Source organism: Ferrimonas gelatinilytica (assembly GCF_039544205.1).
Classification (GTDB): Bacteria; Pseudomonadota; Gammaproteobacteria; order Enterobacterales; family Shewanellaceae; genus Ferrimonas; species Ferrimonas gelatinilytica.
On sequence record NZ_BAABLF010000005.1, the window covers coordinates 170,117 to 189,347 of the forward strand.

The 19,231-nt window shown below is 58.5% G+C and carries 20 protein-coding genes and 5 tRNA genes; 6 read left to right on the forward strand and 19 right to left on the reverse strand.

Going from position 1 to position 19,231, the window contains the following annotated elements; translation table 11 throughout:
• Positions 1-12: 12 nt before the first annotated feature.
• The 6 genes from ABD997_RS03115 to ABD997_RS03140 all read right to left on the reverse strand — a co-directional run bounded on the left by ABD997_RS03115 (position 13) and on the right by ABD997_RS03140 (position 2,976).
• Positions 13-720, reverse strand: coding sequence for a murein L,D-transpeptidase catalytic domain family protein (locus ABD997_RS03115; protein WP_345315561.1), 708 nt, complete (start codon positions 718-720; stop codon positions 13-15).
• Between the two features lie 153 nt (positions 721-873).
• The gene (locus ABD997_RS03120; protein WP_345315562.1) at positions 874-1,200 is read right to left on the reverse strand and encodes a TusE/DsrC/DsvC family sulfur relay protein; all 327 of its coding nucleotides are present in this window, start codon (positions 1,198-1,200) and stop codon (positions 874-876) included.
• A gap of 4 nt (positions 1,201-1,204) precedes the next feature.
• Complete coding sequence (gene tusB, locus ABD997_RS03125; RefSeq protein ID WP_345315563.1) at positions 1,205-1,495, reverse strand: sulfurtransferase complex subunit TusB; 291 nt, start codon at positions 1,493-1,495, stop codon at positions 1,205-1,207.
• Positions 1,492-1,848, reverse strand: coding sequence for a sulfurtransferase complex subunit TusC (tusC, locus tag ABD997_RS03130; RefSeq protein WP_345315564.1), 357 nt, complete (start codon positions 1,846-1,848; stop codon positions 1,492-1,494). The genes tusB and tusC overlap by 4 nt, the downstream gene beginning before the upstream one ends.
• 21 nt (positions 1,849-1,869) lie before the next feature.
• On the reverse strand, positions 1,870-2,259 hold the full coding sequence (tusD, locus tag ABD997_RS03135) for a sulfurtransferase complex subunit TusD (RefSeq protein ID WP_345315565.1): 390 nt from the start codon (positions 2,257-2,259) through the stop codon (positions 1,870-1,872).
• Positions 2,260-2,319: 60 nt separating this feature from the next.
• A complete protein-coding gene (locus tag ABD997_RS03140) occupies positions 2,320-2,976 on the reverse strand; it encodes a Bax inhibitor-1/YccA family protein (protein ID WP_345315566.1) in 657 nt (218 codons plus the stop codon).
• A gap of 200 nt (positions 2,977-3,176) precedes the next feature.
• On the opposite strand from ABD997_RS03140, the gene ABD997_RS03145 reads away from it, so the two are divergent.
• Positions 3,177-3,267, forward strand: a tRNA-Ser gene (locus ABD997_RS03145).
• Between the two features lie 54 nt (positions 3,268-3,321).
• On the opposite strand, the gene ABD997_RS03150 is transcribed toward ABD997_RS03145, so the two are convergent.
• Complete coding sequence (locus ABD997_RS03150; RefSeq protein WP_345315567.1) at positions 3,322-5,148, reverse strand: SLC13 family permease; 1,827 nt, start codon at positions 5,146-5,148, stop codon at positions 3,322-3,324.
• Between the two features lie 110 nt (positions 5,149-5,258).
• Here ABD997_RS03150 and ABD997_RS03155 point away from each other — a divergent pair, with 110 nt between their 5' ends.
• A complete protein-coding gene (locus tag ABD997_RS03155) occupies positions 5,259-7,058 on the forward strand; it encodes an ABCB family ABC transporter ATP-binding protein/permease (RefSeq protein ID WP_345315902.1) in 1,800 nt (599 codons plus the stop codon).
• Here the strand turns inward: ABD997_RS03155 and ABD997_RS03160 are convergent.
• On the reverse strand, positions 7,038-7,940 hold the full coding sequence (locus ABD997_RS03160) for a DNA replication terminus site-binding protein (protein ID WP_345315568.1): 903 nt from the start codon (positions 7,938-7,940) through the stop codon (positions 7,038-7,040). The genes ABD997_RS03155 and ABD997_RS03160 overlap by 21 nt on opposite strands.
• Positions 7,941-8,214: 274 nt before the next feature.
• The gene (locus tag ABD997_RS03165) at positions 8,215-9,120 is read right to left on the reverse strand and encodes a manganese-dependent inorganic pyrophosphatase (protein ID WP_345315569.1); all 906 of its coding nucleotides are present in this window, start codon (positions 9,118-9,120) and stop codon (positions 8,215-8,217) included.
• Between the two features lie 726 nt (positions 9,121-9,846).
• Between ABD997_RS03165 and ABD997_RS03170 the strand changes: the two genes are divergently transcribed.
• Together ABD997_RS03170 and ABD997_RS03175 are read left to right on the forward strand one after the other, a co-directional pair.
• Positions 9,847-10,620 (forward strand): LytTR family DNA-binding domain-containing protein, encoded by a 774-nt coding sequence (locus ABD997_RS03170; protein WP_345315570.1) that lies wholly within the window; start codon positions 9,847-9,849, stop codon positions 10,618-10,620.
• 199 nt (positions 10,621-10,819) lie between these two features.
• Positions 10,820-10,910, forward strand: a tRNA-Ser gene (locus tag ABD997_RS03175).
• 65 nt (positions 10,911-10,975) lie between these two features.
• Here the strand turns inward: ABD997_RS03175 and ABD997_RS03180 are convergent.
• Positions 10,976-11,326 carry a DUF2750 domain-containing protein gene (locus ABD997_RS03180; RefSeq protein WP_345315571.1) on the reverse strand — a complete coding sequence of 117 codons (351 nt, stop codon included), beginning with the start codon at positions 11,324-11,326 and terminating at the stop codon, positions 10,976-10,978.
• 145 nt (positions 11,327-11,471) lie between these two features.
• On the opposite strand from ABD997_RS03180, the gene ABD997_RS03185 reads away from it, so the two are divergent.
• Positions 11,472-12,752: a hypothetical protein gene (locus tag ABD997_RS03185; RefSeq protein ID WP_345315572.1), complete on the forward strand. Its 1,281-nt coding sequence runs from the start codon at positions 11,472-11,474 to the stop codon at positions 12,750-12,752.
• A 323-nt stretch (positions 12,753-13,075) separates the two neighbouring features.
• Here ABD997_RS03185 and ABD997_RS03190 read toward each other — a convergent pair whose 3' ends face one another.
• From ABD997_RS03190 to ABD997_RS03215, 6 genes are all read right to left on the reverse strand, one after another.
• The gene (locus ABD997_RS03190) at positions 13,076-13,477 is read right to left on the reverse strand and encodes a DUF3069 domain-containing protein (protein ID WP_345315573.1); all 402 of its coding nucleotides are present in this window, start codon (positions 13,475-13,477) and stop codon (positions 13,076-13,078) included.
• 307 nt (positions 13,478-13,784) lie between these two features.
• Positions 13,785-13,861: transfer RNA gene (locus ABD997_RS03195), tRNA-Val, on the reverse strand.
• A 17-nt stretch (positions 13,862-13,878) separates the two neighbouring features.
• Positions 13,879-13,955, reverse strand: a tRNA-Val gene (locus tag ABD997_RS03200).
• 67 nt (positions 13,956-14,022) lie between these two features.
• Positions 14,023-14,099, reverse strand: a tRNA-Val gene (locus ABD997_RS03205).
• 103 nt (positions 14,100-14,202) lie between these two features.
• Positions 14,203-15,297, reverse strand: a complete 1,095-nt coding sequence (locus ABD997_RS03210) for a DUF3080 family protein (protein ID WP_345315574.1) — start codon at positions 15,295-15,297, stop codon at positions 14,203-14,205.
• The gene (locus ABD997_RS03215) at positions 15,275-16,633 is read right to left on the reverse strand and encodes an MATE family efflux transporter (RefSeq protein WP_345315575.1); all 1,359 of its coding nucleotides are present in this window, start codon (positions 16,631-16,633) and stop codon (positions 15,275-15,277) included. The genes ABD997_RS03210 and ABD997_RS03215 overlap by 23 nt, the downstream gene beginning before the upstream one ends.
• A 44-nt stretch (positions 16,634-16,677) precedes the next feature.
• Here ABD997_RS03215 and ABD997_RS03220 point away from each other — a divergent pair, with 44 nt between their 5' ends.
• Positions 16,678-17,292 carry a riboflavin synthase subunit alpha gene (locus ABD997_RS03220; RefSeq protein ID WP_345315576.1) on the forward strand — a complete coding sequence of 205 codons (615 nt, stop codon included), beginning with the start codon at positions 16,678-16,680 and terminating at the stop codon, positions 17,290-17,292.
• On the opposite strand, the gene ABD997_RS03225 is transcribed toward ABD997_RS03220, so the two are convergent.
• The 3 genes from ABD997_RS03225 to ABD997_RS03235 are packed head-to-tail and all read right to left on the reverse strand — an operon-like array spanning position 17,286 to position 19,121.
• On the reverse strand, positions 17,286-17,492 hold the full coding sequence (locus tag ABD997_RS03225) for a CPXCG motif-containing cysteine-rich protein (protein WP_425557036.1): 207 nt from the start codon (positions 17,490-17,492) through the stop codon (positions 17,286-17,288). The two genes, ABD997_RS03220 and ABD997_RS03225, sit on opposite strands and share 7 nt — an antisense overlap.
• Before the next feature lie 14 nt (positions 17,493-17,506).
• Positions 17,507-18,265: a pteridine reductase gene (locus ABD997_RS03230; protein ID WP_345315577.1), complete on the reverse strand. Its 759-nt coding sequence runs from the start codon at positions 18,263-18,265 to the stop codon at positions 17,507-17,509.
• Entirely contained in the window at positions 18,258-19,121 is an 864-nt protein-coding gene (locus tag ABD997_RS03235; protein WP_345315578.1) for a fructosamine kinase family protein, read from the reverse strand. Before ABD997_RS03235 ends, ABD997_RS03230 begins: the two co-directional genes overlap by 8 nt.
• Between the last annotated feature and the right edge of the window lie 110 nt (positions 19,122-19,231).

Below are 19,231 nucleotides of genomic sequence, written 5' to 3' on the forward strand. Positions count from 1 at the left end.
GCGAGGATGCGTTCAGGCCTGCCCGTGGGCGTAGATCACACTGCCACCCTTGATGGTGTCTATCACCTGCTTGGCCAATTGGGGCGGCAGGGCGGGGCAGCCCAGGCTGCGCCCCAGCATCCCTTGGTGCGCCAGCCGGGTAGGATCAGCGTAGTCGGCGCCGTGAATAACGATGTAGCGTTGGCGAGCATTGTCATTCACGCCCGGATCCAGACCATCAAGGCGCAGGGAGTAGCCGTTGCTGCCGACATAGGTTTCGCCGGTGATGAAGGTTCCCAACGAACTTTGGTGAGAGCTCACCCGGTTTGAGAAGGTGTCGGCATAGAGTGCCCCGCTTTGACGTCCGTGGCTGACAAAGGTGTCGTAGAGCAGCGCCTCGTTGGCCATGTCGATAACGAAAAACCGCTTCTCGTTGGAGGGCTTGCTGTAGTCGATGATGGTGAGTATCGGGCTGCTGACCCCCGGTGTGGTCCGGTAGCGCGCCAACGCCTCGGAAAATACGTCGGGATCCAAGCGCCCCTGCAACCCAACCCGGGCTAACAGCAGTTGATCCGACCCCTGTTGTCCCTTTGCGGATGCGGCATTACTGCGATCCAGCCCCTGCGCTGACTTTGGCACGTTGATGGCCGCAGCCGGGCGGCTGTCAGCGCGGCTCAATGTCGGGATCAGGAACGTGAGCAGGGTCAGCAGGGTCAAGCAGAGAGAGCGCAGCGAAAGCATGGCGTACCGGTGGAGTTAGGATCATTTTACGGCCGGTCACCATAATAGACTGCTCAATGTGTCGCCAATTGGCCGCCAAAAACTGTGCGCTTGATCATATTTCACTGCGCCGAACGCTGCACAGCGCGCAGTGCTCCCTTACGAGTCTAAGGATCAGATGCAGCGGGCCGGTTTGGGCAATCCGGCGATCTTGGTCGCCTGTTTGGCCGGCCCCTTGGGAAAGAGTCTGTACAGGTACTTGCTGTTGCCCTTCTCCTCGCCCAGTTTCTGTGCCATCGCCTTGACCAGCACCCGGATGGCCGGGCTTGTCTGGTACTCCTGATAAAAGTCGCGAACAAAGTGCACGACCTGCCAGTGCGCCTCGGAAAGTTCGATCCCCTCCTCCTGTGCTAACTGGGGCGCCATCTCAGGACACCATTGGCTGGGGTCCAGCAGGTAGCCCTGTTTATCGGTGGGGATCTCTTTACCATTGAAAATCATAGGGTCACCATGCGATCTGGTTTTGAGTTTGCAGGGTCAGTTCGACGAAGCCGTAGTAATCTACCGTTTTTAGGCCCTTTTGGATACGGGACACTAATCCCCGTGCTTCAACGTCAGGCAGCAGTAGATAAGCGTCGAAGCGGGCCAAAATGGTCTCGAAGCGGGGCTGGGTTGCCATCACGACGGCGTCCTGGAGCAGCAGTAGGGGCGCCCCGGGGGGCAGATGACGCAGGTGATGGGCCAGTTGGGCCGGCGTGGCGCAGGCCGCAGTCAGGGTGGTCAATGTGGTGGTCAAAACGTCAGTACCTGTTTGCTTTGCTGGATCTGCCTATGTATTTGCACCCGCGGCAGTGTTTTGGCCTTAATGACTAGGTCATCCGGGCTCAGTCCCCGCTCCTGCAGTGACTCCTCGCAGATAAAGACCTTGTCGACCTCATAGAGCGGCAGTGCGCCGAAGGTGGCGATGTGATCCTTGCTGGCGATGATCTTGGGGGATTGCCCCTTGACCAGTTGATAGACACCCTCATCGATAAAGCAGACAGCGGTGTCGACCTCGTAACTGGCACTGAGCAGAACAAGGTCCAGCGCTTCACGGCCGCTGGCATTGCCGTGGGGTACCTGACGAAAAACCACGGTCAGTTGTGTCATGAGGCCTCCGGTTGTGAGGGGTTAACCAAACTGCACCACCCGATCCACCTCGGCGGCGGCAGTCACAAACTCCCCCAGTCCCCCAAGGGTAAAGCAGGCTGCAAGGTTGGTGCTGTCGTGTTCGGCATCTTCGGCGGCTTCGGCATCGATCACCCCACGACGCAGGCTGGCGGAGACACAGCTGACCAGCGGCACGCCCTGATGGTGCAGTCGTTGCCAGGCGGCAGCGATATCAAACTCATCCGCAGCGGGGCTCAGCAGTCGGGACGCGTTAAGCACGCCCTCCTGGTAGAAAAATATCTGGCGAACCTCATGGCCCGCGGCCAGTGCGGCCTCGGCGAAGCGCAGTGCGGTGTAGGCATCTTCACGACCATAGGGGGGGCCGTTGACAAAAAGTACAAAGGTGCTCATATCGGGATCGAAAAGGCCCACGGCAATCAGCAGTGGGCCTGAGTTTACCTCAAAAGGGGATCAGTCGTTGGAGAGCCCCAGCAGGCTCAGGAGACTGATAAAGATGTTGTACAGCGACACGAACAGGGTCACGGTGGCATTGATGTAGTTGCGCTCGCCGCCATGAATAATGGCACTGGTTTGCATCAGGATGGCACCGGATGAGAACAGGATAAAGAGTGCACTGAGCGCCATCTGGAGTGCCGGTACCGCCAGGAAAATGTTCGCAATGAACATCGCCACGATCACCCAGAAACCGGCCTGCATCATGCCGCCCATAAAGGACATGTCCTTACCGGTCATCAGCACGTAGGCAGAGAGTCCAAAGAACACCAGCGCGGTGCCGGCAAACGCCATCAGGACCACGTCGCCCATCCCTGCTCCCAGGAACATGTTAAGGATGGGGCCGATGGTGTAGCCCATGAAACCGGTCAAGGCGAACACCAAAGGCACACCCGCAGCACTGTTGGCATTCTTGGCCACAAGGAACAGCAAACCGTAGAAGCCAACCAGAACAAGGGCCCAGTGTGGACGAGGCAGGTTCATGGCCATGGCGATACCGGCAACCACGGCGGCAAAAGTTAAGGTCATGGCCAGCAGCAGGTAGGTGTTGCGCAGCACTTTGTTGACGGCCACGCCGGAACCGGTTTGGACGGTTTCGATACGACGGGTTTGCATAGTGTAAAGCTCCATTGTTTGGGGCGAATAGGTACCTGATAAGACTACCGCAAAATGAGGAAGTTTCGTAACTCCTTGTTCTGGATCGGTTCAGATCCGGTTTACCCAGGACTTTCTGCTTAAACATCGCTCACTTAACGTGTTCGGCACCACTTTGTACTTTACAGTCCAAAGGGGAGTCACTAATATGCACACCCGTCGGAGGGATGGCAGAGCGGTTGAATGCACCGGTCTTGAAAACCGGCATACGTTAGTAGCGTATCCAGGGTTCGAATCCCTGTCCCTCCGCCATATAGGAAAAGAAAGCCCGCACCTGTGCGGGCTTTTTTGCGTCTGGCGTTTGGGTTAAAGCGGCCAGATCCAGAGCAGCATGGGGACACCGACGGCGATGACCATCAACTCCAGCGGCAAACCAAGCCGCCAATAGTCGCCAAAGTGCAGCCCCGCGGGGCCTAGGATCAGGGTGTTGTTCTGGTGGCCGATGGGGGTTAGGAAGGCACAGGAGGCTCCAATCGCCACTGCCATCAGGAAACTGTCGGGGTTGACTCCCATGGTGTGAGCCCCCGCCAGGGCGATGGGGCACATCATGGCGGCGGTCGCCGCATTGTTCATGAAATCCGACAGGGTCATGGTGATCAGCATCAGCAGGGCAAGAAACGCGGCCGGCGGCAGCTTATCGGGCTGGAGCAGGCGTTGGGTGATCGCCTCGGCAGCGCCTGAGTCCCCCATCGCCTGGGCCAAAGGGAAAAGCGCCGCCAGCAGGACAAGGATGGGCCCATCCAGGGGCTGATACAGCTCCCTGACCGGCAGGATCCCGCTGAGCACAAACGCCAAAACCCCCAGGATGAACGCAACGGGCGCCCCCAGCCAGCCCATCAGCATCGTGAGTACCACCGACGCCATGATGGCGACGGCCAGCAGAGGGCGTCCCCGGCTGTTCAATGGGATGACGCCGGTATCCAGGGGGAGCAGACCGAAACGTTGGGCAAAGGGGGCAAACCCCTCCTCGACACCCTGCAGCAGCAGGACGTCTCCCGCGGCGAAGGGGGTCAGGCGCAGGCGCTTATTGGTCGGTTGGCCTTGCCGCGAAAGGGCCAGGAGTTGAAGTCCGTACCGTCGAAATACGCCTATCTGACGGGCGGTTCGCCCGACCAGCGCGGAACCCGGGACCACCACCCACTCTTTGAGCAGCGTGTTCGGTTCCTCTTTTGGGCTTGCTTTGCCCTCGTCTTTTGATTCCGGCTCGGACTGATCCGTCTCACCTGTTGGCAGGTCCGACTCCGGTTGGGTGACCTCCATCTCCAGCGGCAAACGCTCAAGTAACTCGGAGAGGGCCTTGGGATCTGCGTCCATCAGCAGGACGTCCTGCTGTTGCAGACGCCGTCCTGGCAAGGGGGTTAAGATCTGAACCTGGTTACGCACCAAGGCGATCAACTGAACATCGCTGTCCTCTAACGTTTGTTCCAACTCGTATATGGTGGTGCCGATAAGCTCGCTCCCTGGCTCCAGGCGTACCTCGAAGCGGTAGTCGCCAGCCTGGTAGTGCTGAAGTGCCGGCCCGGATCGGGCGGGAACGAGCCAACGGGAGGTAATCAGAATGAGCGCCAGCCCGAACAGGGCGACAACCACGCCAACCGGGGTGAAGTCAAAGAGCCCGAAAGCCAGCCCCAGGGTTTCGCTGCGATAGCCGGCAACGATGAGGTTGGGCGGTGTACCGATGAGGGTGGTCATCCCTCCCAAAATGGTGGCGAAGGAGAGGGGCATCAATATCAGCGCGGGCGGCAGCGATCGTTTGCGTGCCATATCCAGTGCCAGGGGCATGAGTAATGCCAGGGCACCGACATTGTTGATCACCGCAGAGAGGGCGGCTGCCAATACCATTAGGATCAGCAGTTGCAGCCAGGGAGGGCGCTTGCCCGGTTCCAGCAGGCGAAGGAGGGGAGTGACGACGCCGTTGCGCTCCAACCCCTGACTCAAAATCAGCACACAACCGACGGTGATCACCGCCGGATGTGAGATCCCGGAGAAGGCCTCGGCCATCGGGATCAGACCGGTAAGCAGGCCCACGACCAATGCGGTCAGGGCCACAACGTCGTGGCGCCAGCGTCCGCTGAGAAAGGCGATCAGGGTCAGGGCGGTCAGGACCAGTAGGCCCAGTTGCTGAGGCTGCATGGCGGTTCCAGGGTAGGACGTTGAATCAAGCTTAGATCCTAAAGGTTATGCTGAAGCAGAATTGGCATGTTAACGTGCCGTTTTTCAAGGATGGAAAATGGAAGTGAATGATGCGCCGAGGTAGTCAAACCCAGGTCCCCTTCTCCGAAGTCAACTGGCGAGCGCTCTCCAGCCTGCTTCCCTATCTGACCGAGTTTCGGGGCCGTGTCGCCCTGGCCATGCTTTGCCTGGTGGCCGCCAAGATCGCCAGCGTGGGGTTGCCTTTTCTCCTCAAAGCGATCGTCGACACCCTGGACCAGGGGCAGGAGATGGCGCTGGTCACCATGCCACTGGGTCTGCTGCTGGCCTATGGCAGCGTGCGTTTTGCCAATGTGCTGTTCGGAGAGCTGCGCGATACCCTGTTTGGGCGGGTTACGGAGCGCGCGATGCGCCGGGTGGGCCTCAAAGTGTTCAGGCACCTGCATTCGCTGGATCTCGACTTTCATCTCAACCGTCAAACCGGCGGGCTCTCCCGGGACATCGAGCGCGGCAATGCCGGAATCAGCTTTTTGATGCGTTTCATGGTGTTTAACATCGGGCCGACACTGCTGGAGGTTGGCATGGTTCTGGTGTTGTTGGGATGGAACTACCACCTGGGTTTTGCGGCGATCGTGGCGGTGGCCGTGGTTCTTTACATCGGTTTTTCCGTACTCGCCACCGAGTGGCGTACCGGCTACTTGCGACAGATGAACCAGGCGGAGTCCGCTGCCAGTACCCGTGCCATCGACAGTCTGCTCAACTTCGAGACGGTGAAGTATTTCACCAACGAGGAGGACGAAGCGGCCAGATACGACAGCGGTTTGGCGCAGTGGGAGCAGGCACGACGCCGTAATCGATTGTCCCTGTTCGCCCTCAATGGTGGCCAGTCCCTCATCATCGCCGTGGCGATGACCGCCGCCCTAGTGTTGGCGGCCAGCGATGTCCAGCGGGGGGAGATGACCATCGGCGATTTTGTCCTGATCAACGCGTTCATGATCCAGGTGTTTCTGCCGCTGAATTTTCTGGGCTTCGTTTATCGAGAGATGAAGGGCTCCATGGCCAATATCGAGAAGATGTTTGCCATTTTGGAGCAGCGCCCCAAGGTGGTGGATGCCCCGGATGCCAAGCCCCTGGTGGCAGGCCCGGGTGCGATCGAGTTTGACCAGGTGAGCTTTCGCTATGAGTCCAGCCGACCCATCCTGGCGGGGATACAGTTTCGGGTAGCGCCGAAGCAGAAGGTGGCAATCGTCGGAGGAAGCGGTGCGGGCAAGTCCACCCTGTTCAAGCTGCTGCTGCGCTTTTATGACGTGGATGGCGGAGCCATCCGGATCGATGGCCAGGATCTCCGCGACATCACCCAGGCGTCATTGCGCCGGGCGATCGGCGTCGTACCCCAGGATACGGTGCTGTTTAATACCAGTTTGCGCGAGAACATTCGCTACGGCCGGCTCGATGCGGATGATGATGCCGTGGAAGAGGCGGTGCGGTTGGCGCATCTGTCCGGGTTCGTCGCCAGCTTGCCGCAGGGCCTGGAGACCCAGGTTGGCGAACGGGGGCTGAAGCTCTCCGGGGGGGAAAAGCAGCGCGTGGCGATCGCCCGCGCGATCCTCAAACGCCCCCCTATCATGGTGTTCGATGAGGCCACCTCATCGCTCGACAGCCAATCGGAACGAAGCATCTTGCAGGCGCTTCGGGAGATCAGCCGGGAGCAGACGACCCTGGTGATTGCCCATCGCCTCTCCACGGTGGTCGATGCGGACACCATTTTGGTGTTGCACGAGGGGCGGATCGTGGAGCAGGGGACTCATGAACAGCTGCTGGCGGCCGGCGGGCAGTATGCGGCGTTGTGGCAGTTACAGCAGCGGGCCCGCTCAGAGTCGGTACAGGTGTAGGCGGGGGATCAGGCATTCCCCTTTGGCGGCGGGAAATGCCCGAGCCTGCCAGGGGGGAAGATCGACAACCTCCACCGGCTGGGGTTGGGCCAGCAGCAGGGGCAGGTTCGCCGGCACCTGGCGACGGTGTCCCTCGGCAAAATGGATAAACGCCGTGGGACGCAGCCCCCCGGGTCGATCGATACGCAACTTAGCGTTGGCAGGAAGCGCTTGCACCGCGCGATACTCCCGTGCCACATGTTCTTGCCAGGCAACCATGTCCACCACGGCTTGTCCGGGGTTGGTCAGGGCGTTTTCGAGCCTGCTTAATACCGTATCACGATCCGTTTTGGCGATGATGCGCTTGGCCACCCAACCAAAGCGGATCCGTCGTACCTGTGGCTCAAGCAGCATCGGTGTGCGGTAAAAGTGCATGGTAAAGAGGTGCGGCGAGAGCTGATGGAGCAACTCAAAGCGCAGATCCTGGACGTTGCTGGCCCCCTGAGTCAGCGCATGAAGCCGGGCCTTGAATTCGGTTAGGCCCTCTTCGAGGCGCTGGATCGAGGCGGCCAGTGATGCATTCGGGTTTGAGCTGGGCTGAAATCGCAGCAGGCCGGGATAGCGCCGCACCCTCTGACTTTGTTCATCATCGGTCCTGCGATGGAGATCCTTGAGGGCAGCGACGGCTCCCTGATGCGCTGCCACGCCACTTAGCCGGTGGGGTTCAATTGCCTCAATACGCTCAAGTGGCCGGGTTTGTAACCACTCTGGCAGTTGGAACTGCAGGGCCTGGAGCGGTCCCTCCCCGGCGACCTGCGCAATCAGGGCGGCGCGCGCCTGCTGCGCGCCTTGAAACGCCCTCTGCAGTGCCACCATTGCTGCGCCATTGTCGACTTGTGCCATCGAGGCCTCCTTTCTCGTTGATACGTCGCCTTACTGTAGCGTTTTCCTGTTCCGTTTCCTACATACCTTTAGTGATTGCAAAAAGTGGGGCGCCTCGCAGCGACGATTACCCATGGATTTGGCGTGATTGGGGTAAAACGAGCGGCATAAATGAGGGGCAGCCGGGAAGCGTTGTTTTGCGAGGCCGGGATGGAAGCTCGGTTAGCGTGGGTTTAGTAGGCTTCAGAGCATGCTTAGAGCTTGTGGGGCGAAACGCCCCACAAGCTCACGGCTGTCAGGCAGTGAACACCTGGTTGAGCCAGGGCAGCATCTGCTTTTTCCGGCTGAGGCAGTTTTCAAACACCAGTTCACCCTGCTTGGCATCACGAAGCAGGGTGGCGGCGGGCCCGGCAACAATGAGTCGGGTCTGTTCGCTGCGGATGTTGGTGAGCATCAGTACGGCAACATCGAGTCCGCTGGCAGCGACCCGGGCCTCCAGTGTGCTCGCCATCTCAGCTTCCACAGCCTCGGTCTGGGAAAAGTCGGCCAATTCAAGCTGGGCAACGGTCAAGGATTTTCCGCCAAATTCGAAACTTTTTACATCTTTATCCAGCAGAGCGTCGACGCCCATTCCCGCCAAATCGGTTTTAGCAACCAGGAGCTCGGCGGTGAAACGCTCCACATCCAGGCCCGCGATGGGGCCCAACAGGTCGACCAGTTCTCGATCCCGCGCTGTCGTGGTGGGGGACTTGAGCCCAACGGTATCCGACAGCAGCGCCCCTAGCATCAGGACTGCCAGTGGCTGGGACAGTTCCACCTTGTGGATCTGGTAAAGCTCGAACAGGACCGATGCGGTGGACCCCAGGGGCATCATCCAGGCTTCGAGGGGTCCCCGGCTTTGCAACGTGCCCATTCGATGGTGATCCACCAGCCCGACCAAACGGGCGTCGACCAGATCCGCCGGCCCCTGCTCCTGCTCACAGAAATCCACCAGATAGACAGATTCCTCTTTGAGCGGTTTGTCCAGCAACGGCGGCAGGGCCAGGCCAGCCTGCTCGAAGATAAATCGTGTTTCGCGGCTGGCGTCACCGGGGCGAAAGCCTTGGGCGTCAAAACCGCGCGCGTTGAGCCAGTGGGCGGCGAGCACTGCACTGCAGATGGAATCGCTGTCTGGGCTTAAGTGACCAAAAACATGGATCATGGAGCTTACCTTTTACGGGTGCGTCAAAAGGACACAGGGGATGGGTTTTGGCCCGGGACAAGGCCAGAGCAAACCGGAGAAGGTAAGGGCTTATTCGGGGGCTGTCCAAGGTTTCGGTGCGGGAATGTTAACTGGATCCCTTGGTGACGGACGTTGCTGTTTGATCGAGGTGGTTGTCGACCTGTTCCTGCACGAATGAAGAGCGTCAACTGGCTGAATGTTATTGGGATGACGTCAGATGACGGGATATAGCGAATATCCTTGTAAGAGATCTCCCTTATCAGGACGCCTGTGAGTGCTGTCAGGGTGGTGAGGCGTTGCCCATCCTGGTGGCGCACTCGGCCTTTTGTCGGCATATATATTTGTTCGAACGAAACCTATCCATATGAATTTTAAAAAATATTTGCCTGTGGGGGAGGGGCATAGCCGCAGGGGGGAGAGACGTTTAAGCATCGCTGCTTGGCAGGGACGGAGCGAATACGATGGAAACTGAACCTTGGCGTGCGCTGGCGGAAGTGTTCAGCTTGGCTAAATTTCAATGGGTTGTACACCGAGCTAAGTCGTTACTCTCGATGCCCTATCCTGCGCGGATTGCGGGCGTGTCGGTAGCGAGAGTTGAGCGCGGTTTAGCGGATCACAAGGGATGCGGCCTCCAATCAGTGTCCGTTTGAAGAGGCAATCATGGAGGCCGGTTTTGTCGCGGTGGACAAAAACAAGGAGAACGGGATGAATGAAGCGAGCGGTGAACCGACTGTCAACCCTGTTGGAATGGCAAAGGATTGGACTGGCTGTCAACGCCTGATGACCGCGGTGCCCGGGATCTTACGAATTGAGAACACCTCGGAACAGTTGGAGTCCATTCGTCAGCTCTTTAACGAGGTCTGGCCCCAATGGCAGCTGGTGTGGTGTTGGCGGGGGAAATTCCTCAGTCCTGAGCCACGAGAAGTGCGTCCTGTTCGTAAAGTGACCTGCTCCAACATTCTCTCTGGTTATCTCTACAGCCTGATTGAAAAGCCCCAGTCCGAGAGGCTTCATGCCATCAGCTGCTGGGTGTCATCAGCCGCTGAAATTGTTATTGCGGCCAACCGAAGTCGTGTTTCCCGAGCGGATTTTGCCGCACTGGCAGAGCTAAGGGAACACATGGGCGAGTGCGCGTACATCAAGGCAGCAAACCAATATGTCGAACTCTTCACTCCTCTTGGTCGCAACCATCTCTTTCGTTTGAACCTCCACCAGGTGGAGTCACTGTTCTCGCCGGATCCCTTAGTCCGGGTCCATCGCAGTTACATGGTGAACCCCGTCCATGTTCGTGGCCTGCATAAAAAGCGAAACGGCCGGCTTCGGTTGAAGCTTGGCCAAACCGAGATCCCCGTCGGAGAGTGTTATGGGGATCGGCTGCGCGCCGCCTTTCCCCACTGGTTTGAGTCTGTGGAGCGTGAACCTCAGGGTGCACAGTGGCTGCGCCGAATTCAGTGCGATGGTGAAACCGAAGATTCATAGGGGAAAGTCACACTATCGACCGTGCCGATCGAAGCGACACGACGGGGATCAGACAGGGATCGTAGTATTGCTCGTGACGGCTTTCGCGGTTAGCGAAGAGGTTAGGGCGGATATTTTCGAAGCAATCTGGCGATGAGATAGGCAGTTGAAGTCACTGGACTTTACTCTATGCTCAGCCCCTTCTATTATCCTCGGCGTCGGAGGGATGGCAGAGCGGTTGAATGCACCGGTCTTGAAAACCGGCATACGTTAGTAGCGTATCCAGGGTTCGAATCCCTGTCCCTCCGCCATATACAAGAGAAGGCCCGCAGCAGTGCGGGCCTTTTTGTTTATTGTGAGCTTTTCGCGCCTGGAGTCAGATCTCTTTGTCGGCCAATTTTTTGGCCAGTTCAAAAGGATCACACTCAATGCCGTTGAGCGCTTCATCCCAATCCAGTCCCACCATCACCTTGTCTTCATCCAGACTCGGCAGCCAGTGCTCGAAAAAGTCGTCCATCGCCACGGCAACCGGTTGATACTGAGCCCAATCCTCTTTACACAGGGCTTGAGCTTTTTCCTGGGAGGAAAACAGCGGCATCACGTCGGTATTTTCAAACTCTATCGAGTCACAAACCACGTACTCCTCATCGCTGCTGAGTACCCAGAGTTGTCGGTGCTCGCTGACGGCGTCGGCAAAGGCTTGAACTGTTGGGGTGATATCGCTCATGAAGAACTCCTCTATGTGATTGATGGATCCTTGCCTATTGCGCCCCCAATCGCAAGTAAAAGAGGTCCGTTATCTGGGTATCTACTTTTGCATGGTGTCCAGGATTTTGTCAGGATCTCGGCAACGTTGGCCAAGGACTGGAAACATGACAATTGAGCGGGGAAGGGGAAGCCCTAAGCAGCAAGTCTTGATGCTGCTGGATGAGTGCCTGCAAACGGGGATCCGCGGTCGTGTCGCCCAGATCATCAAACAGGCGAAGGCGGAGATCGAAGGGCGTGGTGATCAGGATGATGCGTTCTTCCGGCGGGTCGCCACCCATACGCCGGTGAACGGTTGCCCGGGCCTGGTTCTAAAGGTGGGGAAACGTCATCGTCGTTGGGTTTATCGCTTTACGCCGAAGGGCGCGAGCTCTACACGTCAGATTACCCTGGGCTACTTCCCACAGATTGGGATGGAGGAAGCGAAAGCACTTTGGCAGCAACACCGCGGAGCTATGCCACAAAGTATGCGCTTTGAGGTATTGGTGGAACATTATCTTCACTATGCCAAAACGCATAGGCGGGGATGGCGTCGTGAACAGAGCCTGCTGGAAAAACACATCGTACCGCGCTGGAGTGAGAAAGCCGCGGGATCCATCACTAAGGAGGATGTGGAGGAACTGCTGGGTCAATTGTCGACACCGTCTGCCAGGAGGAGCGTTAGGACGCAGGATGGACGCGGACTGCGTCTGGCTCGGGATAGCTTAACCTTGCTTCGCCACCTTTTCGATGTCGCCCGTGGAAAAGCGCATTGGCAGGGGCCCGAGCTGCCCTGGATCTCAGCAGAGCAGGTAAATCCCTGTGAAGGGGTTCGGGTGCAACGGCCAACCCTTTTCCCTAAGGTCGTACCCTTACCTGAGCTGGTGGCCTATCAAAAAGCGCTGCTGACTCTTCCCATCAATGAACGGGTCCGCCCCCTTTTGCAGCTACAGATGCTGTTGCTGGCGCCCTTCAGTGTGCTGTGTCGCATGCTCTGGGACCAAACGCTGCTGCAGGAGGGCAGGGCGGTGGTCCCGATGGGGGATGGAGAGAGCCGGGTACTCTACCTCAGCCCCGCGGCGATTCAGATCATCCAGCAGCAGCGACGCCATTCAGCCAACTCGCCTTGGGTATTTCCGGCAATGAAAAAGGCTGATCGGCCCATGCCGGTACGTTACCCCAGTCAGATGATGCGAGTGATCCGACAGCACCTTTCGCTGTCTGACCAGTTTACCGCCGGCGGGATCGTGAAGATTGGTCATGGCTTTTTAAGGCGCAAGGGCAGTGTCATGGCCGACATCAGGAACCCGATCCCGATGGCTCAACATAATCCACTGACACAGGCGCAGCTTCAGCAGAATATCGAACTTTGGCAACGCCACCTCGCGGATCTGCGAATTTCCGGCTGAATTACCAAGTGCAACCGGTTTTGTAACGAAGGCGGATTTGTTGACTAGTCAGCGCGAAATTACGGGGCGACAGCACAAATAATGTGCGGTTCGCCTCTGGGCGTATCGCGATAGCGTGGGTGCTGTGGTTCGCGCCAAACGCCGGCAGACACAGGACAGCGAAAACCCGTTCGCGCTGGCCGGTCAGTGCGGGGTTGTTGAGACAACGCGACCCATGGGCGGCCCGTTGTCTCAGTTGGCACGGTGTGATGATTGGTAAGACCAACGCACCCTTAGGGTGCGTCGTGTCGAAGTGGTTTCGAAGCGAGGAGTACCACGGTGGGTCAGGAAGTGCGGAACGGGGCGAGGAACTCGTTGCGCAGGGAGGCATCCCGGCGGGCTTTTTTCAGGTCCTTGATCATCATTTTGATCCCTTGTGAGAAGAGTTGCTGCAGCATCGCATCGGTCTGCGCTTCACTTGACTCTTCTCCCTTCTCCTCGTTGTTTTTGACCATGGTCAGCAGCTCTGCGGTTGGGCCGGCCAAGGTGTAGGTGACGACTGCGTGAAACTGCTCGAAGCTCTCCATGACATTGCGGGCACTTTCCGGCTGCGTATCCCAGGCTTCACGCAGGGGAGCCTGCAGCGCAACATAGATGCTATGCAAGCCCTCATGCTGGGCCTGTTCGACCTCCATGTAATTCATGACCTGCATCAATTCGGCCGGGATGGCGGTGTTTTCGCTCATAGTGGGAGTTCCATGGTTTTAAAGCCCCTATCTTAGCGGATCGGAGGCAAAAGTCAGCGCCAGGGCGCCGTTGTGGGTCCTTTGGAGCAGTATGCGGTCAAAGTCCGTGCATAAGTTAGTCGATGGTGAAAGTGCGGCCTTTGTGGCTTGCGCGCAGATATACGTCGCTGAGGCTTCGAGGCGAGGCAGCGGGGATTGTGATAGTCGGGTTTTGGCTGCGCTGTCGGGACCCACAGAAGTTCTGAAGTCGTCCGACATGCACAAAGCCCGCTCAATGAGCGGGCTTTGTGTCTCAATTAAGAGAATATGGTGCGTCTAAGTAGACTCGAACTACCGACCCCCACCATGTCAAGGTGGTGCTCTAACCAACTGAGCTATAGACGCATCTCTTTCGAGAAAAGTGGTGCGTCCGAGTAGACTCGAACTACCGACCCCTACCATGTCAAGGTAGTGCTCTAACCAACTGAGCTACGGACGCACATCAAATTGTCGTTACACCGGCGTTTATAGCCCATGTAGATGATGAGGTTTTATCATCAAAATTGTGGTGCGTCCGAGTAGACTCGAACTACCGACCCCTACCATGTCAAGGTAGTGCTCTAACCAACTGAGCTACGGACGCACGGCGTTGTTCTTAACAACGAGGCGTATAGTAATCACGGCCTGGGATGGGCGCAAGCCTATTTTCGGGCAAAAACGACTGACTGGCGAGGCTTTGCGCAATGCTACCCATTCGGGCCGCGGGCCTGGGGTTGGCGTTGACAACGCTGCAGTAAAGCCTGCCAGGCTTCCGTATGCTGCCGGATCCGGACATAGAAATGCCCGCGTAAACTGCCTTCCTGCTCGGAAAGGTAGAAATCAAAATAGGGGTGCTTCGGCCAGGGGTGGAGAAGTTGGCGCAGCGGCGGCGAAAGGGTACGGTCGACCTGCTGGATGCGGCTCAGCAGGGGCTGAACTCGCTTGCCATATATTTGGGTGAGGATATTGCTGAGGATCGGGACAGCCGGGTCATCGCAAGGCAGAGTTTGGGCTTGCTGCAGCAGTGACAGTGTCCCACCGAGCTGCCCTATCGTGGTCAGCATGGTTCGGTGCAGGCCGGCGATGCTGGCAGAGCCGTGAAGTCTATGGAGAAGGCGCTCAAGCTCTCCGGGGGCGAGCGCCTGACCGAGATCTTCGCTGGCTTCGCGCAGGCGGTTTAGTGCAATAAGCGCCTGTTCGCTGTGCTCTACGTCGCCGAATTGCCACGAAGGTGCGGCGGCGCCGATGGCGAACCAAAGCTCGTCGCCAAGCAGCAGGCTACGGGCAAACCAGGCGTCCAGCTTCGGGCGCCGCTGGTTAAGCAGTGACTCCTTAAGCACGTTTCCCTCTTGGGTAAGTGTATCTGCCGGGCATCGGTAAAGGTGATGAAGCAACTCCCGCTGATAAAGGAAGTGCTGTGAGGGCGTCGCCAGCTTGCCCATGGGCGCATTGCGGGCGGCGATGAGCGGCAACACGCCGCAGGGTTTGAGCGCCAGTGGCGACACGAGATCAACGGTCAATACGGACCCCGACAGCGCGTAGTCGCTCCGTGGCGGCCGCTTAGGCGGGACTATCTTGGCGCTTGGAATGGGCACCTCTTCGACGTCTAAGACCCGGGCAAGGCGTTCGTTATAGTCGTCGAGGGCGGCTTCCGGGGCTCGCTGACAGCCGGTGAGCGTGATGACAAGGAGAATCACACAGAGCGTTGCCGCCGCGCTCATCAAGGGCGTGTCCAGGCCCGCTGTGGCGGGCCCTTCGGGAGAGATTGCGTGATAGGGCTTACGCGGTTGCTGACGGTTCATAGCGGGTTTGAACCTGTTTGAGCCTCAGGTGCAGCAGCAGGGCGGCGCAGGAGAGCCCGGAGATAAAGCCGATCCAGTAGCCTTGCGCCCCCATGGCGGCCACCACCCAATCGGTACTGCCGAGCACATAGCCACTGGTGAAACCGACCCCCCAGAAGGAGATGAGGGCGATCCAGAGTATCGGCATGGTGTCTTTATAGCCCCGCAGGCAGGCGGTGGTCACGACCTGAATCGCATCGGAGATCTGATAAAGGGCACACAGCAGCATCAGGTGCAGGGCCACCTCGATCACCCCGGCATCATTGCTGTAGAGGTCGGCGATGGGGTGGCGCAGCAGCACGGTAAGGATGGCGGTAAACAGCGATACGGCAATACCGAACAGCACCCCGATCTTCGCCACCATCCTGGCCAGTTTTGGCTCCTCACGGCCGAGGTAGTAGCCAACCCGGATGGTCACGGCCACACCGATGGAAAGCGGCAACATGTAGATAATGGTCGAGAAGTTGGCCGCCACCTGATGGCCGGCGACGACCACGGGGCCAAGGGGGGCAATCATGATGGCAACGCCGGTGAACATGGTGACCTCGAAAAATACCGCGGCGGCAATGGGTAAGCCCAGGGCCCAGATTTGACGCTGCGCTTGCCAGCTCAGGGCGCGAAAATCCCGAAACAGCTGGTAGGCGCGGAAGCGCCGGCTCAAGAGCAGATAGAGCCCCATGGTCAGCGCCATGCCCCAGTAGACAATGGCGGTGGCGACCCCGCATCCTGCGCCCCCCATTGCTGGCATACCGAAGTGCCCGTTGATGAAGATGTAGTTGGCGGGGATGTTGATCGCCAGGCCCACGAAACTGATCACCATGGAGGGGGGAGTGAAGGAGAGCCCCTCATTGAAGGAGCGCAGGACCTGGAACAGTAAAAATGCCGGCGCCCCCCACAAGATCGCTTCCATGTAGCCCACAGACAGCCGCTCCAGCTCAGGGTCCAGAGCCAGTGGTGCCAATAGCGAATCCCCCTGTGACAGCACCCCCATGGCGATAAGGGCGCAGATCAGCGCGAGGTAAAAAGCCTGATGGATCAGCGGCCGGACCGCGGCCTCCTGCTTTGCACCATGCAGGTGGGAGACCAATGGTGGTACCGCCCAGATCACCCCTGAGAACAGCAGGATCACCGGCAACCAGATGCTGGTTCCGACGGCCACGGCGGCCATGTCCACGGCACTGACCTGACCGGCCATCACCGTATCGATAAAGCCCATGAGCGTCTGGGCGACCTGGGCCGCGAATACGGGCAGGGCAAGTTGTACCAGTTTCTTGATCTGGTAGCCGGAGTTATGCATGGTGTGAGCCGAGTTGATTGTCTTTAGGTTTACGCGAGAGAAGTATGTTTACAGGCATAGTGCAGTGTACCGCACCCGTGGTGTCCCTGACCGATCACGATGGCGTGCGCACCTTTGCGGTCTCCCTGTCGCCAAAACTGCGTGAGGGATTGCAGATTGGCGCCAGTGTCGCCAACAACGGCGTTTGTCTGACGGTGACAAAGCTGGTGAATGATAAGGTGTTTTTTGATGTGGTGCGAGAGAGTTTGGAAAAAACCAACCTAGGGGCATTGTGCTTAGGGAGTCGGGTCAATATTGAACGCTCTTTGGTGTTTGGGCAGGAGATCGGCGGGCATCTGGTGTCCGGCCATGTGGTGTCCTGTGCACAGCTGATGGCGATAGAGCGAGGCGAGGGCCAGGTGAGGATGCGACTGTCACTGCCCAGCCAATGGATGAAGTATGTGCTGCACAAGGGGTTTATTGCGGTTAACGGTTGCAGCCTCACCGTGGGGGAGCGATTCGATGATGGTTTCTCTCTCTACCTCATTCCGGAGACCCTTGCGATCACCAACTTGTCGGACAGTCAGGTGGGGGACCGACTCAATATCGAAATAGACAGCCAGACCCAGACCATTGTTGATACGGTCGAGCGTGTGATGGCCGCACGTCAGGATCAGTAGTTCTGCTCGTCGTCCGCGTCCACAAAGAGCTGGACCTGTTGATGCAGCTCGTCGATATGGAGTCGAAGGTGGATGGGGCTGCAGCAGGCGCTGCAATCCTCGTAAAACTCCTGATCTCCGGCACTTGAGTCCACATCAACGCGAGTGTGGTAACCACAATGTGGACAGACAATGTTCTCGTTGTGTTGGCCCAGTTTCATGGTTTTGGCTCCGGTTATGCCCCCGCAAGGGGCGAGAGGGAGCGGCCGCCATCCACCGCCAGGATCTGGCCAGTGATATAACGGCCCTCGTCGGCAAGAAACGCCACAGCCTCGGCAATCTCATCCACGCTGCCGAGTCGCTGCAGCGGGATCTGAGAGAGCACCCGTTGTTGAGCATCGACATCAACCCCCTGGCTGGGCCACAGGATCGCGCCGGGAGAGACCGCATTAACCCGGACCTGCGGTGCCAGTTCCAGCGCCAAGGAGCGCGTCATCATGCTCAGTGCCGCCTTTGCCATACAGTAAAGTGTATGCCCTTTGAGGGGGGACTGGGCATGAACATCCAACAGGTTGATGATGGCGCCCTGTTGCTGGCGCAGGGGGGCCATCAACTGCTGTGACATGATGAGTGGTGCATACATGTTTGGCCCCACCAAAGCGTCCCAGGCGCTGTGGTCGATCTCGCCCACAGGGGTGGGGAAAAAACTGGAAGCATTATTGACCAGCAGGTCCAGCCGCTGCCAGGCATCACAGGCCTCGCTGGCCAGGCGACGCACCTGTTCCGGCTGACAGAGATCGGCGATTAGGACGCGGGCACTGCCTGGGCGAACCTGGTTGAACTCCGCGGCCAACAACTGCGCCTCATCAACCGACTGGTTGCAGTGGATTAGCAATCGATAGCCCCGCCGATGCAGAGTCCGGTTGATGGCGGCGCCGACGCGTCGGGCACTGCCGGTGACCAGCGCAACCTTTTCCTGTTTTGCCTCAGTCACAGAACAGCTCCTGCAGTTTCCTCTGGCACTGTTGCAGGTAGCTGCCGCCAAAGAGGTTGAGGTGATTCAAAAGATGGTAGAGCTGGTAGATCCCCTCCCGGTGCCCGTAGCCGGGATCCAGTGGCCACTCGGCGTCATAACCTTTGTAGAAGTCCCGGGGCAGGGGGGAGAAGAGGGTGGACATTGCCATGTCCGTTTCCCGATCGCCGTAGTAACAGGCGGGATCGAACAGGCAGCCCTGGCCATCAACAAAGGCCAGGTTACCGCGCCAGAGATCGCCGTGAAGCAGGGAGGGGAGAGGCTGATGCCCTCTTAGGGCTTCGGCGCAGGAGTCGATCCATTGGGCACTATTACCCAGCCGGTAACCTCGCTCCTGTGCCAGCTTGAGCTGCCAGCCGATGCGCTGCTCGGCAAAAAACTCGGCCCAGTTTTTCTGCCAGCGATTGGGTTGAAGGGTGGTGCCAATATAGTTGTCGTCGTCGTAGCCATAGAGGGACTGGGCGTGGTCCCGATGCATCGACGCTACCGCCTGGCCAAACTGATACCACTGGGCATCACTGCCGTTGCCCATCTCAAGGTATTGCAGTGCGATAAAGGCCCCTTCGGCACAGTCGCCAACGGTGATCACCTCGGGCACGGTGAGTAGGGGCGATTGCGCCAGCAGACCCAGGCCATGTGCCTCTGTCTCAAACAGTTCCACCTGGTCCCGTCGATTCACTTTGACGAACAGGGCGCAATGATGATCCGCTACCCGGTAGGCCTGGTGAATGTCTCCGCCGGAGATCCGCTGTCGCTCGCGGATCTTAAAGTCCCGGCCGATGGCGTCGGAGATCTGTTGGGCAATGGCGTTCCACATGCGGTCTTCTCCCTGGTCAATGGACCCCTTTATCATAGCGATCAGTGCCCTGTTGCCAAGCAAACCCCGTCGGAAGTTTTCTCTTTAAAGGGCTAAAGAGTGCGGCTTGG